15 protein-coding genes are annotated in these 16,584 nt (G+C 41.9%); 3 read left to right on the top strand and 12 right to left on the bottom strand.

Features of this window, described 5'->3' with window-relative positions; genetic code table 11:
- Positions 1-268: 268 nt before the first annotated feature.
- From MTF66_RS32765 to MTF66_RS32740, 6 genes are all read right to left on the bottom strand, one after another.
- Positions 269-478 carry a hypothetical protein gene (locus MTF66_RS32765; protein ID WP_248529786.1) on the bottom strand — a complete coding sequence of 70 codons (210 nt, stop codon included), beginning with the start codon at positions 476-478 and terminating at the stop codon, positions 269-271.
- A gap of 311 nt (positions 479-789) precedes the next feature.
- On the bottom strand, positions 790-1,143 hold the full coding sequence (locus MTF66_RS32760) for a hypothetical protein (protein WP_248529784.1): 354 nt from the start codon (positions 1,141-1,143) through the stop codon (positions 790-792).
- Between the two features lie 106 nt (positions 1,144-1,249).
- Entirely contained in the window at positions 1,250-1,597 is a 348-nt protein-coding gene (locus MTF66_RS32755; RefSeq protein ID WP_308200308.1) for a hypothetical protein, read from the bottom strand.
- A 197-nt stretch (positions 1,598-1,794) separates the two neighbouring features.
- On the bottom strand, positions 1,795-2,442 hold the full coding sequence (locus MTF66_RS32750; RefSeq protein ID WP_248529782.1) for a HEAT repeat domain-containing protein: 648 nt from the start codon (positions 2,440-2,442) through the stop codon (positions 1,795-1,797).
- A 324-nt stretch (positions 2,443-2,766) separates the two neighbouring features.
- A complete protein-coding gene (locus tag MTF66_RS32745; protein ID WP_248529780.1) occupies positions 2,767-3,048 on the bottom strand; it encodes an Imm27 family immunity protein in 282 nt (93 codons plus the stop codon).
- Positions 3,049-3,221: 173 nt separating this feature from the next.
- Positions 3,222-4,406, bottom strand: coding sequence for an NAD(P)/FAD-dependent oxidoreductase (locus MTF66_RS32740; RefSeq protein ID WP_248529778.1), 1,185 nt, complete (start codon positions 4,404-4,406; stop codon positions 3,222-3,224).
- Between the two features lie 323 nt (positions 4,407-4,729).
- Between MTF66_RS32740 and MTF66_RS32735 the strand changes: the two genes are divergently transcribed.
- Positions 4,730-6,865: a S8 family peptidase gene (locus MTF66_RS32735; RefSeq protein ID WP_248529776.1), complete on the top strand. Its 2,136-nt coding sequence runs from the start codon at positions 4,730-4,732 to the stop codon at positions 6,863-6,865.
- An 89-nt stretch (positions 6,866-6,954) separates the two neighbouring features.
- Here MTF66_RS32735 and MTF66_RS32730 read toward each other — a convergent pair whose 3' ends face one another.
- From MTF66_RS32730 to prlC, 5 genes are all read right to left on the bottom strand, one after another.
- Positions 6,955-7,428 (bottom strand): peroxiredoxin, encoded by a 474-nt coding sequence (locus tag MTF66_RS32730; protein WP_063529354.1) that lies wholly within the window; start codon positions 7,426-7,428, stop codon positions 6,955-6,957.
- Between the two features lie 105 nt (positions 7,429-7,533).
- Complete coding sequence (locus tag MTF66_RS32725; protein WP_248529774.1) at positions 7,534-9,459, bottom strand: methyl-accepting chemotaxis protein; 1,926 nt, start codon at positions 9,457-9,459, stop codon at positions 7,534-7,536.
- A 149-nt stretch (positions 9,460-9,608) separates the two neighbouring features.
- Complete coding sequence (locus tag MTF66_RS32720; protein ID WP_062565979.1) at positions 9,609-10,364, bottom strand: class I SAM-dependent methyltransferase; 756 nt, start codon at positions 10,362-10,364, stop codon at positions 9,609-9,611.
- A gap of 43 nt (positions 10,365-10,407) precedes the next feature.
- Positions 10,408-11,586, bottom strand: a complete 1,179-nt coding sequence (locus MTF66_RS32715; protein ID WP_248529773.1) for a two-component system response regulator — start codon at positions 11,584-11,586, stop codon at positions 10,408-10,410.
- A 109-nt stretch (positions 11,587-11,695) separates the two neighbouring features.
- The gene (gene prlC / locus MTF66_RS32710; protein ID WP_248529771.1) at positions 11,696-13,747 is read right to left on the bottom strand and encodes an oligopeptidase A; all 2,052 of its coding nucleotides are present in this window, start codon (positions 13,745-13,747) and stop codon (positions 11,696-11,698) included.
- 151 nt (positions 13,748-13,898) lie between these two features.
- On the opposite strand from prlC, the gene gorA reads away from it, so the two are divergent.
- Both gorA and MTF66_RS32700 read left to right on the top strand, forming a co-directional pair.
- Complete coding sequence (gene gorA / locus MTF66_RS32705) at positions 13,899-15,260, top strand: glutathione-disulfide reductase (RefSeq protein WP_054563362.1); 1,362 nt, start codon at positions 13,899-13,901, stop codon at positions 15,258-15,260.
- 183 nt (positions 15,261-15,443) lie between these two features.
- The gene (locus MTF66_RS32700) at positions 15,444-16,178 is read left to right on the top strand and encodes a glutaredoxin family protein (RefSeq protein ID WP_248529769.1); all 735 of its coding nucleotides are present in this window, start codon (positions 15,444-15,446) and stop codon (positions 16,176-16,178) included.
- Positions 16,179-16,240: 62 nt separating this feature from the next.
- Here MTF66_RS32700 and MTF66_RS32695 read toward each other — a convergent pair whose 3' ends face one another.
- Positions 16,241-16,489, bottom strand: a complete 249-nt coding sequence (locus MTF66_RS32695; RefSeq protein ID WP_248529767.1) for a hypothetical protein — start codon at positions 16,487-16,489, stop codon at positions 16,241-16,243.
- Between the last annotated feature and the right edge of the window lie 95 nt (positions 16,490-16,584).

The following is a 16,584-nucleotide window of genomic DNA, read 5'->3' as shown; positions in this document are numbered from 1 at the left end:
GCTATCAGCTATCAGCTATCAGCTATCAGCTATCAGCTATCAGCTATCAGCTATCAGCTATCAGCTATCAGCTATCAAAATTATGTAGGGCGTCATTTAGGGCGGCAAGTGTTGTAGCTAGGTTTTAGGTGCTAGGTGCTAGGTGCTAGGTGCTAGGCGCAAATATACGATATCGAGTTTCTTCTTTGAGTCACTGTTTTTTGAAAACAACCCCAGATTCCACTAAGAATATATTTGGAATCAAACTAAGGTAGAATCTTCTTAACTTTTAATCATCAATAAGGTCGTAAGATAATTCTGCTTTCTTAACCTCAAGTTCCAACTCTTTTGTGTATGGCAGCCTTACAATATTTCCCACAAGAATTTCATTCACAGTGGTCTTTGCCTCTGCAATCGTCATTTTCAACTCTCGACGCAATACCTTATTAAAAGATACTTTTCTAAAACCCGTGGACCATTTCGTAATTTCAATAATCATTTTCTTCCAGCTTTATAATTACTGATCTAGGTTATTTACATACACATGGGCTTTTGCTTTTTGCCACTACCTCGCCCATGCATCAGACAATGATTTAGCTTAACTCTAATGGTTTTATTTAACTACTTATCGCCAATCATATGCATGAAAAATAATTGGGTAACATTATAGTTGTCTAGCTTAGTTACTAGGTGCTAGGTGCTAGGTGCTAGGCTTTAGGTGCAAATATAAGATATCGAGTTTCTTCTTTGAGCCATGTTTATTAAGAACAAAGCCCGAGAGTGCGAAGCTCTGAATTAAAAAGATATTATCTATTTGTCGTTTGCTACTTCTTCATCAAACCAAACATGTTCTTGCTCTCCACCCAGCATGAATCGATATCCAGGTGGCAAAGCCATATAAATAGCTACTTCAGGTCTATATTTTACAATATGAGTAAAGTGAACCGTTTTTAAACTCGAAATATCTCCATTATATTCGTCAGTGGTTAACCACCAACCGCTCATATGGTCCGGTGAAGGGTAACGAACTCCTTCTAAAGGCAGCCCCTCATATACACCGTCAGATATTACTACCATTTGCTCCTCGTCAACTGGTGTATATTGTGCACTATAGTGTTCACAACACTTCTGTTGAACTTCTAGCAGATGAGTTATTCCTTTCATCTTAAATTGGATACCACACAATTAATTAATCTATCGAGAATATCATCAAAGTTGAAAACAACAAAAAGCCCCCGCGAGTGTGAAGCTTAGAATTCAAACTATGTCGTCAAATATTTAATAAAGACTCATCAAACCAAACATCAACATAATCTCCAGCGATTAAAAACCTATAGCCCGGAGGTAGCGCAAGAAATTTTTTGATATCAGAACACCACTCACCTAAATGAGCAACATGAAGAGGAACGAAAAAATCAGGTTCTTCAGAAAACTCTTCTCCCCCCCAAATGTACCAACCTGTTGTATCTCCTTCAGGAGAGTGTCTTAGTCCATTAATAGGAATAACCCCTTGCTTGACGTTACGAGAAATACCAACTTTCATATCTTCGGGAGATGATACAAAGTCAGCATTAAATTCATTACATACCAATCTTTGATTTTTTGTAATTTCAGTCATTAAAAATCATGCACCTTTTTCTGCGCTTTAAACACATGGGGTTAGGTCTTGCTTTTGTCACTACCTCACCCATGCCAGCAAGCGGTTCTTTTCATTGAGTAGCTTAGCCAGTCTTGAAAACAAAATCCAAGCCACCACAGCTAGAAAAAACAAGGCCCCGCCAGTGCGAAGCTTTAGATTTAAATTGAAATCACTGATCAATCTAATGAATCTAAAAGTTCATCATATTTAAATAGTACAGATCTAAAATCATTAGGATTTACAATTTTATCTAGCTTCTCTTTTATCACAGGGATATCCTCTTCTCGGATTCCCTCTGCTAATAAGTTTAAAATAGCGCACCTATCTCGATAATCTCTGGAGTCAGAATAGCAAACTAATAGGTTCCCAATTGAGTATGTTGGATCAAGTTTATATAACGCATAGTGAATTCTTAAAACAGTTCCACTCTGAAGCTGCCCACCTTTTAACTTATTAATCAAAAGCTTAACAACTTTTTCATTTTTAGAATTTAGCTCAGCTAGACTAATTACACATGAATTAACGACGTAATGGCTAGGGTCATCTAATAATTCGCAAATCTTTTCTAAATTATCAAGTAAATCAAATTCAGCAAGAAATTCTATACAATCAGAGCGAATAAGTTCATCGCTATCTAGTAATCCTCTGTTAAAAATATTTTTAATTTCTTCGGTATACTCAAAGCATGCCAATTTAGAAAATGATCTTTCTCTTATTTCACTATCATCAGATAACACACCTTTTTTAAGCTTATCAAATGATTGTGGGGTTTCATCACTAATAACTTCTATATCATCCATATAAACGTTCAGCATATTAGTCATATCATTTTACTCCAGAACTCATAGTGTCAGGTCTTTCTTTTTGCCACTACCTCGTCCATGGCATCAGAAAATAATTTAGCTTAACTCCAATGATTTTATTTAACTACTTATCGCCAATCATATGCATGAAAAATAAATGGGTAACATTATAGTTGTCTAGTTTTAGGGACTAGGGACTAGGGGCTAGGGGCTAGGGGCTAGGGGCTAGGGGCTAGGCGAAAATATAAGATACAGAGTTTCTTCTTTGAATCTCTGTGTATTAAGAACAAAGCCCCGCGAGTGCGAGGCTTTTGATTCGACAGCGTTAGCTGTTCATTAATTCTCTTACTTGAATTTGTATTTGTTTTTCGCATTATCCAGCGTTAAGTGAATCAAACTCGGTGCACCTGCGCCATGAGAGCCTGAGTCGTCGTATATTAGCTCCCAGAGACGCCCATCATTAGGATCTCGCAGTAAAGTTGCCCACCCATCATCGGAATATGCAACGACTAACATTACGTTATTTTTTAAATAATCAATTCGCTGTGCCACTTTATCCGCCACAACTTTACCGTTTAAAAAAACATGCTTACCGATTAATTTATTTTCATCCTTCCTTAGATTCATATCTTATCAACCTAAATACTATTCTTCTGGTATTTTTCAGTTTGGGATTACAAATCACTACAGCGCGCTAAAGCACGACCTACAAGCAAGTGCTAACCTAGCACCTAGCTCCTAAAACCTAACCCCTTTGACCTAACCACTAACATCTTTCCCCTAGCAACTAGCAACTAAAATCAACAATACTGCCCTGCTGCAAAGCCACAGCTCCAGGCGTATTGGAAGTTGTAGCCGCCTAGCCAACCGGTGACGTCGGTGACTTCGCCGATGAAATAAAGGCCCGGTGACTTTTTCGCTTCGAAGGTTTTTGAGCTTAACTCGTCGGTGTCTACACCGCCAAGCGTTACTTCGGCTGTTCTGTAACCCTCTGTGCCGTTGGGTTTAATTTGCCAATTGTGAATGTAGTTATGTAATGCGTCGATTTGCGCATGGCTTAGCTGGTTTACATTGCAATCTGGGATCGCTTTCGTGTCATGCAGCATTTCAACAAAGCGTTTTGGTAAAATTGTCGCAAGGGTATTTTTTAGTGACTTTTGCCCTTGGCTCTGACGCCACTGCTCAAGCTGCTGTTTTAAATCGAGCTCGGGTAACAAGTTGATGTACACAGTTTGCCCTGCACGCCAAAAAGAGCTGATTTGTAAAATAGCTGGGCCCGAAAGGCCGCGGTGAGTAAACAAGATGTTTTCTTTAAACTGGGTGCCATCTTCACTGGTAACCAGACAAGGAATGCTGATCCCCGATAACCCATCAAAGCGATCTTTATCATGCTGGTGCAACGTAAATGGCACTAATGCCGCCATGGTTGGTAACACTGTTAAACCAAATTGCTCGGCAATTTTATAACCAACTGGTGATGCACCGAGTTTAGGCATGGTTAATCCACCCGATGCGACAACTAACGACTCACATTGATAGCTGTCTTGCTCAGTAATAACTTCATAGCCCGCATCGGTTTTTGTCACGCTGATCACTTCGTTACGTAGCGCTATGTTAACACCCGCCCACTCACACTCAGTTAAAAGAATGTCGACGATATCTTGAGCGCTGTTATCACAAAATAACTGGCCCAGCGTTTTATGGTGATAGGCCAAGCCGTGACGGTCCACCAGCTCTATAAAGTCATGTTGGGTATAACGGCTTAAACACGATTTTACAAAGTGAGGATTACCACACAAGTAGTTGTCTGGGCTTGCGTTTTCATTGGTGAAGTTACAACGCCCGCCGCCGCTAATTAATATTTTACGGCCCGGCTTTTTGCCCATATCAAGCACAGTAACATTGCGACCACGGTAGCCTGCTTGTGCAGCACACATCAAACCTGCGGCACCGGCGCCAATCACAATTACATCTACTTGGGTCATTACTCATACTCACTAAAAAAATTTAGCTGATTATAACAAGTTATTGTCGCTGCGGTGTTAACACTGAGGTGTTTTTACAAAAAAGATAAAACCAAAAAACGGAATAAAGCAAAAACTCAAAACCATAAAATTATAACTTTATTATGAGAAAACCACTAAAAAACACCATAAAAAGACTGATTTAGACGTCTATACATTTAGTTATAACCAAAATAGAGACAACCATAATAAAACGATATTTTAACTAAATTTACATTTATTTTACCTTTGTCCCCCTTCGCGAAAAATATCGTGGAGATTTACATAACAATCTAGGGATCATTATGACAACTAACAACAACTTGAAGAAGTGCGCAATTGCACTGAGCTTGACTGCGTTGTTTGGGACGACGGCAGCAATGGCTACTCCAAACCAACTAATGTCACCATCTATGCAGGAAACTGCAGCGAAATTACAAGGCCAAGAAGGCTTTGGTACACAATTCATCATCAAGTATAAAAACAACAGTGATGAAATGATGACAATGTCGGCAGCAGAACAAACGCCGACTATGATGAACAAAAAAGCAAAAGGCTTTGTTAAAAACTTCACCAGTAAAAAAGGTAAAGTAAAAGCACAATATGTTCGTGCAATGGCGATGAGTAATCACCACGTAATGCGTGCTGATAAAAAACTTTCTGCTCAAGAAGCACAAGAATTCATGCAAGAGATGGTTGCATCAGGTAACGTTGAATACATCGAAATCGACCAAATGTTAAAGCCATTTGCAACGCCTAACGACCCACGTTATGACGACCAATGGCACTACTACGAGCAAGCAGGTGGTCTTAACCTTCCTACAGCTTGGGATACAGCAACGGGTAGCGGTGTCGTTGTTGCGGTACTTGATACTGGTTACCGTCCTCATGTTGATTTAAATGCCAACATCCTTCAAGGCTATGACATGATCTCTAATGTGTCTGTAGCTAACGATGGTGGTGGTCGTGATAGCGATGCACGCGATCCAGGTGATGCAATCAGCGCTAACGAATGTGGTTACACACATGGTGCGCAAAACTCAAGCTGGCACGGTACGCACGTTGCGGGTACTGTTGCAGCAGTGACTAACAATGGTGAAGGTGTTGCCGGTGTTGCTTACAACTCAAAAGTTGTTCCAGTACGTGTACTTGGTAAATGTGGTGGTTTAACTTCTGATATCGCTGACGGTATTATCTGGGCTTCAGGTGGTTCAGTTTCTGGCGTTCCTACAAATGCTAACCCTGCTGATGTTATTAACATGAGTTTAGGTGGTAGCGGTTCATGTAGCTCTACAACACAAAACGCTATCAACCAAGCGCGTAACAACGGCTCTGTAGTCGTAATTGCTGCAGGTAACGATAACGATAACTCTGCAAACTACAACCCAGGTAACTGTAATGGCGTTGTAAACGTTGCATCTGTTGGTCGTAACGGTGGTCGTGCTTACTACTCAAACTACGGTAGCAATATTGACGTTGCAGCACCGGGTGGCGCACAAAGCTTTGCTAATGACTCTGAAGGTGTGTTATCAACACACAACTCAGGCTCTACAGGCCCAAGCAGCGATTCATACCACTACTCGCAAGGTACATCGATGGCAGCACCACATGTTGCGGGTGTAGCAGCGCTAATCAAGCAAGCTAAACCATCTGCAACGCCAGATGAAATCGAAAGCATCTTAAAATCAACAACTCGTTCTTTCCCGGCAACATGTACAAGCTGTGGTACAGGTATTGTTGATGCAGCAGCCGCTGTTGCAGCTGCATCAGGCACAACACCGCCACCACCAACGGGTAACGTATTAGAAGATGGTCAAGCACTAACTGGTTTAAGTGGCTCAGCTAGCAGCCAAACTTTCTACACAATGGAAGTTCCAACAGGTGCAACTAACGTAACCTTCACAATGAGTGGCGGTACAGGTGATGCTGACCTTTACGTTCGTGCAGGTAGCGCACCAACAACGTCAACCTATGATTGTCGCCCGTATAAAGGCGGTAACAACGAAGTATGTTCTATCGATAACCCAACAGCAGGCACTTACCATGTAATGCTCAATGGTTACTCTGCATACTCAGGTGTTAGCCTTGTGGGTGATTTAACAACTTCTGGCGGTGGTTCAGGCTCAGGTTCACCACAAGCAGGTGGCGGCACAGTGACTGATATCTCTGCAAGTGCTGGTCAATGGAAACATTACACACTAGAAGTACCAGCAGGTATGGCAAGCTTCACAGTAACAACGTCTGGCGGTACAGGTGATGCTGACTTATTCGTTAAGTTTGGTAGCCAACCAACGTCATCTAGCTATGACTGTCGTCCGTACAAAAACGGTAACGCAGAAACATGTACATTCAGTAATCCACAAGCAGGTACGTGGCACTTAAGCTTAAATGCTTACCGTACTTTCTCTGGTGTAACATTGGATGCACAGTATCAACCTTAATAGTTGATCTCCCCAGTATCCCCCCTGGGACTTTTCAGCCGGACTTACGTCCGGCTTTTTTGTACTTATCTCAATAAGACGAATTGCTATTAAAGCTTTTCGAGCACAGCTTCAGCGCGGCTTACTACAAACTCTTTGTCTTGTTCAACAAACAGCCCTGTTACCGTTTGGTTTTCAACGATCATCGCATAACGCTTTGAACGTACGCCACCGAAGCCAGCCGTGTCTTTATCTAGACCAAGTGCTTTAGTAAAGCTTGCATCACCATCGGCTAACATACGAATATGCTCAGCGTTATGAGCTTCACCCCATGCTTTCATTACAAATGCATCGTTAACCGATACACAGTAAATTGCATCAACGCCTTTAGCGGTAATTTTATCGGCTAGCGTAATAAACTCAGGTAAGTGAGCGTTTGAACAGGTTGGCGTAAATGCACCAGGCACCGCAAATAACACTACTTTTTTATCTGCAAATAATGCCTCTGTTGATAGGGTTTGCATGCCTTCGCTGGTTAATTCGCTAAGGGTTGCCGCAGGTAAAGTTTGGCCTTGTTCGATCATCGTGATTCCTTGAAAGAAAATAAGAGTACAGAGTATATACCCAAAAAATTGAATACCGCATGATTTAAGGGCAAACAATGCAAACCACTGCTCGCCCCTGAATAGTTATAAACCTAAGCTGGTTTTAATGGTGTGCATTTGCTCTTGTAGGCGGTGCTGAATATCACTAACCAGTGAGTTTGACTCACTTACCTGCCCTTTCATGCTCTGCATTGATTGGCTAAAGTTTTCGAGTAAGGCATTTTGTTGTTTAGCAAGCTCCATAGCATCAAACGCTACCTTGTTAGCATCTTGCGCGTTATCGGCAACGCCTTCTGAATTACGTTTAAGCTCTTGAGCATTTTGTGTTTGCAGCTCGGCATCAGTAGCCAGTGCACTAATTTGCTCTGATACCATGGTTGAATTTTCACTTAGGCGGTTTAGCTGGTTGTTGATATCATCAAGCGAGCCTTGTGTTTGTCTGGCAAGCTTTCGTACTTCGTCGGCGACAACCGCAAAGCCTCGACCATGCTCACCTGCACGTGCAGACTCAATCGCCGCATTCAATGCCAGTAGATTTGTTTGCTCAGCAATGTTTTTGATCACCTCAATAACTTGGCCAACATCATCAACGCCTTTTAATAGCTCTTTTAAGCTATCTAGACCTTGCTCTACCCGTTCTTCAGTGCGAGAGCTTGCGGTTAACATGCTGTCGGCAAAGCCTAAGCTCTGCTCCATCGCACCAAAGGTTTGTTTGGCATTATCAGCAACTTGACCATTAATGTTATTGACCTGCTCACCAATGTGTTGAATATCAGTAAGTAAACCTTGGTTTTGTTCCACCTGAGAGTGGCTGGCATCCGTTTGCTGAGCAATGGTATGTAAGTGCTCGCTCATCTCTAGCATAAAGTCATTAATAACCTTAAGCATTTGTGCTCGCTCTTCAGCCTCACCACGCTGGCGTTCAATCAATTGATTAAAGTAATGAGCAATTTCACCAACCTCGGTTTTCGGGTTTTTACTCTCAATGTTTTTAAGCTCATTACTTTCAATCAAGAAGGCAAAGCCATCACGCAATTGGCGCAGTGGGTTAAGCACTTGGTTACGTTGTACGAAATACACACCCGCCGCTAAAACCACCAGCATACCAATAGCGACACAAAACACGATAAACACTTGTTGCTTAAGCTGGCTTTGTTCATCTTTTAGTTTTTGCTCTGCACCGAGCACCGTTGCAGACAACGCGCCAATTTGTTCGCGCAGTGCTTGCATGCCGGTTTGTCGTTGCTCAGCTTGCTCAAGTGTTGATGCTAAATCACGAGGGAAACGTTTAGGCCAGCTTCTTAGCTCAGCTTTAATATCACCGGCTAAATCTTCTGCTTCTTCGCCAAAAAATAAAGCGTCTTCATCCACTTCACTCATTACACCTAGGTTTTCGAGTCTGTCGATTTTAGTAGCAAGGGCATTTAAGTTTTCAACACTTTGATTAAGGCTGTTTTTAGTGTCTTGATCAAAGTTGATCACTAACTTGTAAGTATATAAAGCAAGTGATGTCACTTCGCTGTAGTAGTCAGCTGCAAGTTGATAATACTCAAGTGCAAGCGCTGTTTGCGGCTCGGCTTTACGTGCATAGCCAATTAATGATGAGGCAGAGCCTGCCATTTGTCTTAACGAGTTATCGAGCAGTGCCATTTCGTTACCCGATAGCTTACCTAAAGCGCGATACTTACCGTTAATGTCTTTATCGAGGGCTGTCAGTTGGCTATTTAGTTGACCCGCTAGATCTTTAGGTAGCTCAGCTAAATGCTGCTTTTTAACATCGCTAATCAGCGTTGAGGCTTTATTTAAGTGTTGGCTGTCACCTTGCTCTAAATAATCATCAAGGTAACTTTTTAAATCAATAATGATGGTGTTTTTCAGCTTATTATAAGCGTTATCTTGCTGCTCTAAACCGAGTAAAGTTTGACTAGCCCAGAACAGAGTGGCTGCCAGTAAGATACTGGCGAGTGTGAGTAAAACGGCCAATAGCCGAGTAAATGATGACACGCGCATAAACGATATTCCCAAGTAACGTTACGCGCGTAGAATATTAACCTTTTATGACAATTTGATGTAAACCGTAAAAAATAACAGGTAAAGCGAGAGTAACTAACCCAAAAGGGTTAAATAAATACCAATTCGCTTAATATTGCGGATTGGTATCAGACCATTGCAGCTTTTACGTATACATCAAAGCGGTTCTTCTTGGTTTTGATTTGCATACTCGGGGTTTTATCATTCAGAAATGGGGCGTAGTCAGGGCGCTTCACAACGACTCGCTTACTAGCAAGCGGATAAGCAAATTCTAATAGATCATCGGCATCGCTATCTCCGCCAACAAGCTCTTGGAATACTCGCATTTCTTTTTTAACGAGGGCTGATTTTTCACGATGAGGAAACATAGGATCTAAGTACACAACATCAGGGGTATCACTACACTGCGCCAGTAACGTATGACTAGAACCAAACACTAGGCTCATGTTTTCTTTCATCCAAGGGCCAATTTCAGCATCGTTATAGGCGCGTTCTAGGCCGTCGAATAATAGTGCAGCTACCACTGGATGGCGTTCATGCAAAATCACTTTACAGCCTAGTGATGCCAGTACAAAGCCATCGCGGCCAAGGCCTGCAGTGGCATCAAGCACCACTGGCGTGGCACCTTTGTTTAACCCTACAGCCTTTGCTATTGCCTGCCCTTTACCACCACCAAACTTGCGTCGATGAGCTGCAGCACCAGTTACAAAATCAACATGAATAGCACCCAGCTTAGGCTCGTCCTTTTTCTTCAAGCTCAAGCCTTGATCGTCATAATGAAGCGAAAATCCCGCATTTTGCTCAGCCCACTTAGCCAAACCAAAACGCTGTTCAATCGCATCTAAATAAGGACGCATTTCTTTAAAAGGACAATGAATTACCACGCAAAACTCCGAGCTATATTATTCGCCGCCAGTATAGCATGGCTTAAAATAGCTCGATATCCGTTTGTGAAGTCACATCTTCGGTCTCACTCGGCTCAGCCATTTTTTGTAAGCTAGCTAAAAGTTCACTACGCGATTCGATAATATGCTTTAGCTGAAACTTTATAAACGATAAGTCTTCATTCAGTGAGGTAAATATCAGCTGAGTTTGTTTTAATTGCTGCAAGTGAAATTCGACTTCGTCGCTGCCCGATAAACCACTTTGCTCAATAGACTTGTTTAGCTCATCAAGTTGGGCGGCAAATTTCTCTACCGCATGTTCGCGCGAATCACTGTTTTGGTACATTTGATCAGATAACTCATTAAACGAATTACCAATTTGCTGCGCCTGAGTCAGTGCCCGCTCATTGTTTTCCATGTCTTGTACTTTGGCGTTAGTCACTTCAAGAATATGCGGGAATAAATCTTTATAGCGGCCATAAAGCTGGGCATCATCTAGTGGCATGTTTTTAACCAGCATCGACACTTTTGGGTAATTTATAATTGTGCGGTGGCTAAAATCAACAAAACGATTTGCATCACGATGTTTTTCGAGCAGCTCTTGCTCAAGTGGACACACCCCGCCCTCAGCACTACAAAATATGCCTACATCTTGATACCAAAACGCCAGTACGACATCGAGCTCCATCGGATTAAAAAACTCAAACATATGTTCAGATAACGCTTTGATATCGTGTGCATGATAGCTTTGCCCAACGTAGCGCATTATACGACCCATATCGCCTGAATCTGTCAACGCGATTTCGGCAGTGATTTGCGCTCGCTCTACATCACTTTTAAGCTTTTTAGAGTGCTGACGATATTGATATAACACGCGAATACGTGCCATGAGTTCTTCAGCATTAAATGGTTTTACAATGTAGTCAGCAGCACCTGCGTTATAACCTTTTACACGGTCTGGTAGGTCAGCTTTACCCGATAAAAACATCACAGGCGTGTCTTTTGTTTGCGGGTTAGCTTTTAATTCGTTACATACCTCAAAGCCCGTTTTACCCGGCATTTCGATATCAAGTAAAATGATGTCAGGGTTGTACTTTAACGCCTGTCTTAATCCTTCGTCGCCATTTTTAGCATGGATCAGTGTGCAAAAGCCTGATAGCGATTCCTCAATCACATGATGGATATATTTATCATCATCAATGGCTAATACAAGTTTTGACATGCTTAATTCCTATAAACTCTTTTTTAAGAAGGATAGTACGAGAGCGTGATTTTGCGAAGAAATATTAATAAAAAAAGCGCCTTACGGCGCTTTAGATCAACAAACTTTATTATGCAGCAATGCCGCTATGTCTAAGTAGTGCATCAACTTGCGGTTCGCGTCCACGGAACTTTTTAAATAGCTCCATCGGCTCTTCACTGCCCCCTTTCTCTAAAATGTTCTTTAAGAAAGCTTCGCCCGTGGCTGGGTTAAAGATGCCTTCCTCTTCAAATTTAGAAAACGCATCAGCCGAAAGTACTTCAGCCCACTTGTAAGAGTAATAACCTGCGCTGTAACCGCCAGCAAAAATGTGGCTAAAGCCATGTTGAAAGCGGTTAAATGCTGGCGCTTTAACAACGGCCGTTTTACTGCGCACATCATCAAGAGTTGCTTGAATGTTACATGGCTCACCCGCTTTGTAAGTATGGTGAATAGTAAAGTCAAACAACGAGAACTCAAGCTGACGCAGCATTTGCATACCTGATTGAAAGTTCTTCGCCGCTAGGAGTTTATCTAATAACTCTTTTGGTAACGGCTCATCTGTTTCGTAATGGCCCGAAATAAAGCTTAGCGCTTCTTCTTCGTAGCACCAGTTTTCAAGGAACTGGCTTGGTAACTCAACCGCATCCCATGCAACACCGTTAATACCTGCAACTGGCGCAGCATCAACTTGTGTCAACATATGGTGAATACCATGACCAAACTCATGGAATAAGGTCGTTACTTCGTTATGCGTAAACAAAGCAGGCTTATCACCCACAGCTTTATTAAAGTTACACACTAAGTACGCAACGGGGGTTTGTAATTCGCCGTTAGCACGTACTTTACGACCCATGCAGTCATCCATCCACGCGCCGCCACGCTTGCGATCACGGGCGTATAAATCTAGATAAAAACGGCCACGTAAAGTATTGCTACTATCGTAAATTTCGAAAAAACGTACATCAGGGTGGTAAGTATCAAACTCTGTGACTTCTTTAACACTAATGCCAAATAAACGATTAACTGTAGTGAATAAGCCACTTAAAACCTTATTAGCTGGGAAGTATGGGCGCAGTACTTCATCAGAAATAGCATACTTCTCTTGCTTAAGTTTTTCGCCATAGTAAGCGTAGTCCCATGCAGCAAGCTCAGTCACACCGTGCTTGTCTTTTGCGTAGGCAGTTAGCTCAGCAAGCTCTTGCTCAGCTTGTGGTTTAGACTTAGCTGCTAAATCTTCTAAGAATGAGAAAACTTGCTCTGGCGTTTCTGCCATTTTAGTCGCTAATGACATATCAGCGTAGCTGTTAAAGCCTAGTAACTCGGCAAGTTCATGACGAAGGGCAAGCTCTTCGCTCATAATGGCAGAGTTATCAAACTCACCGGCATTAGGGCCTTGATCAGATGCACGCGTTACAAACGCAGTGTAAAACTCTTCACGTAACTCGCGGTTATCAGCATAAGTCATGATTGGTAAATAAGATGGAAAATCTAACGTGAATACCCAGCCATCTAGCTCTTTGCTTTTAGCTGTATCTGCACCAAGGGCTAACGCAGACTCTGGTAAACCAGCCAGTTCGCTTTCATCGGTAATATGCTTGTGCCAAGCCAGTGTGGCATCCATTACATTATTTCCAAACTTAGAGGCCAGCTCAGATAAACGCGCACTGATTTCGCCATAACGCGTTTGTTGCTCAGGCTTTAAAGCAATACCAGAAAGCTCAAAATCGCGCAGTGCATTAGTAATAGTTTTTTGCTGGGCAATCGTCAGTGTTTTAAATTCGTCACTGTTGTGAAGCGCGTTGTAAGCATCGTATAAACCTTGATGCTGACCAACAAACGTTGAATACTCAGATAACAACGGCAGACATTGCTCATAGGCTTCACGTAGCTCGTCGTTATTAACGACAGAATTCATATGTGATACCGGTGAAAATAAGCGTGATAACTTGTCATCAGCTTCTTCAAGCGGAAGCACCAAATCATTCCATGTGTATGATTTAGTTGCCAGTACCTCATCTATTTTGGTCCGACACTCAGCAATCGCTGCTTTTAATGCTGGCACTACGTGTGCTGGTTTAATTTTAGAAAACGGCGGAAGCCCTTCTAAACCAATGAGTGGGTTATTTTCTGCAATTGTCATTTTCGTTCTCAAATTTTATGCGAAGATGATTTTGAAGTTGGGGCGAATTGATGAAATACAAGGGGCTTAACCTTGGTCTTTATTATGCTATTATCAACTTATTACTAAATCGATTAATTAATAAAGAATTATCTATTTTTGAGGACAAACTATGGCTCAGCATTTTGATTACATTGCAATTGGTGGTGGTAGTGGCGGTATTGCCTCTGCAAACCGTGCAGCAATGCGTGGCGCAAAAGTCGCTCTTATTGAAGCAAAACACATGGGTGGCACCTGTGTAAACGTGGGTTGTGTTCCAAAGAAAGTTATGTGGCACGGCGCACAAATTGCTGAAGCAATTAACGCATATGCACCTGACTACGGCTTTGATGTTGAATTAAAAAGCTTTAGCTGGGCTAAATTAGTTGAAAGCCGCGAAGCGTATATTGGCCGTATTCACCAAGGTTACAACAAGTACTTATCTAGCAATGGTGTAACTGTAATCAATGGCTTTGCTAAGTTTGTTGATAACAAAACAGTTGAAGTAAACGGTGAGCTATACACGGCAGATCATATCCTTGTTGCTGTTGGTGGTCGCCCTACTATTCCTAACATCCCAGGCGCTGAGCTTGGTATTGATTCAAATGGCTTCTTTGAGCTAGACGCACAGCCTAAGCGTGTTGCTGTGGTTGGTGCGGGTTACATTGCTGTTGAAATCGCAGGTGTACTTCATAGCCTTGGTACAGAAACACACCTGTTTGTTCGTAAAAACAAACCTCTACGTACTTTTGACCCATACATTGTTGATACGCTTGTCGATATTATGGCAAAAGAAGGCCCTACTCTTCACACTGAGTGCACACCAAAAGAAGTGGTTAAAGAAAGCGATGGTAGCTTAACAATTCACTTTGAAAATGGTCACAGCCAAAACGTTGATGAAGTTATTTGGGCAATTGGCCGCACACCTACAACTGACAAGATCAACCTTGCTGCGGCAGGTGTTGAAGTAACTGAAGGCGGTTACGTTAAAGTAGACGAATTCCAAAACACCACAGCTGAAAACGTATACGCAGTTGGCGATATCATCGAAAACGGTATTGAACTTACGCCAGTAGCCGTTAAAGCGGGTCGTACTCTATCAGAGCGTTTATTCAATAAAGAATTACCTGATGATCTAAAAATGGATTACGAGCTAGTACCTACAGTGGTATTCAGCCATCCACCAATCGGCACAATTGGTTTAACAGAGCAGCAAGCAATTGATCAATACGGCAGCGATAACGTTAAAGTATATAAATCAAGCTTTGCTGCAATGTACACAGCGGTTACTCAGCACCGCCAAGCATGTAACATGATGCTAGTGTGTGCAGGCGAAGACGAAAAAGTTGTTGGCTTACACGGCATTGGCTTTACCGTTGATGAAATGATCCAAGGCTTTGCTGTTGCAATGAAGATGGGCGCAACCAAAGCAGACTTTGATGCTGTTGTGGCTATTCACCCAACTGGATCTGAAGAGTTTGTAACGATGAGATAAATTCGCGTTGCGAGTCAATTTTAAAACCTTGTGGTGCTGGCACAAGGTTTTTTTATGCTTAAAGCTGGCACAAACCTTGTAACTGTCAATAAAGTAAACAGTTATAGCAAGAATCTGCCCTTATTTACTGTGTAATTAAGCAACTTTTACGCAGTACTCAAGGCATTTTTACAAGGAGGCACAGTGTCTAAGTCTGCAATTTTATATCGCATGGTGACCGATGAGCATATTTGCCCATTCGGTTTAAAATCAAAAGATTTACTAGAGCGTCATGGTTACGATGTTGATGATCGTCACTTAACCAGCCGTGAGCAAACTGACGAATTCAAACAGCAGCATGATGTAAAAACCACACCACAAACCTTTATCAATGATAAACGTATTGGCGGTTACGATGATTTGCGCGACTTTTTTAATCTGCCCGAGGCTGGCCAACAAGGTACCAGTTACACCCCTGTTTTAGCGATTTTCGCAGTGACCATGCTACTAAGCTGCGGTTTTACTTATGCCAGCGGTGAGGCTTTATTTTCAATGCAGAACCTAATGCTGTTCGTTGCATTATCAATGGCGGTATTAGCGATACAAAAGCTGCAAGACTTATTCAGCTTTTCTAACTCATTTATTACCTATGACTTACTAGCCATGCGTGTCGTGCCCTATGCCTATGTTTATCCATTTATCGAGGCGTATGTAGCGATAGGTATGGTGGCTAAATTACCCGCCTTAGCTGTAGCACCATTTTCATTATTTATTGGTGGTATAGGTGCGGTATCGGTTATTAAGGCTGTGTATATCGATAAACGAGAGCTGAAATGCGCCTGTGTTGGTGGCGACAGTAATGTGCCACTCGGCTTTATCTCACTAAGTGAAAACTTATTTATGATTGCCGCGGGTATATGGATGCTTAGTACGCTTTAGCATTTAACTTGTATGTATATTAGTGGCTTAATTTAACAATTAAGCCACCTTAAGATTAGATGTTAACCACCGGTACGTAAGTCACGCTCAAATTCACTCTCAGTTTTAACCGGGTGACAGGTCGATTTCACCGAACCTTTATTGCTGTCCTCGTCATCTGTACTAAAAATGGTATAGCTATAATCAGTTTCGAGTTCACCGCCTAAACACTCATGTTCAGCGTAAATCTCATTTGCAGAGCCATCTTTTACTGCCTGTGATGCACAGCCTGTAAACATTAAAAGCGCTATTAAAACTGTAAAAACTTTCATATCGTTATCCCCAAACTTACTTTTTTATTTTTACTGTAAGAAATAAGTTAACTATAAAGTACCTGTATTGGTACTACTTTTATGTAAGTTTTTGT

The sequence above is a fragment of the Pseudoalteromonas sp. 2CM39R genome (assembly GCF_023161845.1).
Note: the sequence above shows the minus strand (reverse complement) of the source record. Positions and strands in the feature narration are given on the sequence as shown.

Excerpts from the sequence above, each read along its gene's own strand:
- MTF66_RS32765 (WP_248529786.1), bottom strand. The coding sequence starts at position 478 with ATGATTATTGAAATTACGAAATGGTCCACGGGTTTTAGAAAAGTATCT.
- MTF66_RS32760 (WP_248529784.1), bottom strand. The coding sequence starts at position 1,143 with ATGAAAGGAATAACTCATCTGCTAGAAGTTCAACAGAAGTGTTGTGAA.
- MTF66_RS32755 (WP_308200308.1), bottom strand. The coding sequence starts at position 1,597 with ATGACTGAAATTACAAAAAATCAAAGATTGGTATGTAATGAATTTAAT.
- MTF66_RS32750 (WP_248529782.1), bottom strand. The coding sequence starts at position 2,442 with ATGACTAATATGCTGAACGTTTATATGGATGATATAGAAGTTATTAGT.
- MTF66_RS32745 (WP_248529780.1), bottom strand. The coding sequence starts at position 3,048 with ATGAATCTAAGGAAGGATGAAAATAAATTAATCGGTAAGCATGTTTTT.
- MTF66_RS32740 (WP_248529778.1), bottom strand. The coding sequence starts at position 4,406 with ATGACCCAAGTAGATGTAATTGTGATTGGCGCCGGTGCCGCAGGTTTG.
- MTF66_RS32735 (WP_248529776.1), top strand. The coding sequence starts at position 4,730 with ATGACAACTAACAACAACTTGAAGAAGTGCGCAATTGCACTGAGCTTG.
- MTF66_RS32730 (WP_063529354.1), bottom strand. The coding sequence starts at position 7,428 with ATGATCGAACAAGGCCAAACTTTACCTGCGGCAACCCTTAGCGAATTA.
- MTF66_RS32725 (WP_248529774.1), bottom strand. The coding sequence starts at position 9,459 with ATGCGCGTGTCATCATTTACTCGGCTATTGGCCGTTTTACTCACACTC.
- MTF66_RS32715 (WP_248529773.1), bottom strand. The coding sequence starts at position 11,586 with ATGTCAAAACTTGTATTAGCCATTGATGATGATAAATATATCCATCAT.
- prlC (WP_248529771.1), bottom strand. The coding sequence starts at position 13,747 with ATGACAATTGCAGAAAATAACCCACTCATTGGTTTAGAAGGGCTTCCG.
- gorA (WP_054563362.1), top strand. The coding sequence starts at position 13,899 with ATGGCTCAGCATTTTGATTACATTGCAATTGGTGGTGGTAGTGGCGGT.
- MTF66_RS32695 (WP_248529767.1), bottom strand. The coding sequence starts at position 16,489 with ATGAAAGTTTTTACAGTTTTAATAGCGCTTTTAATGTTTACAGGCTGT.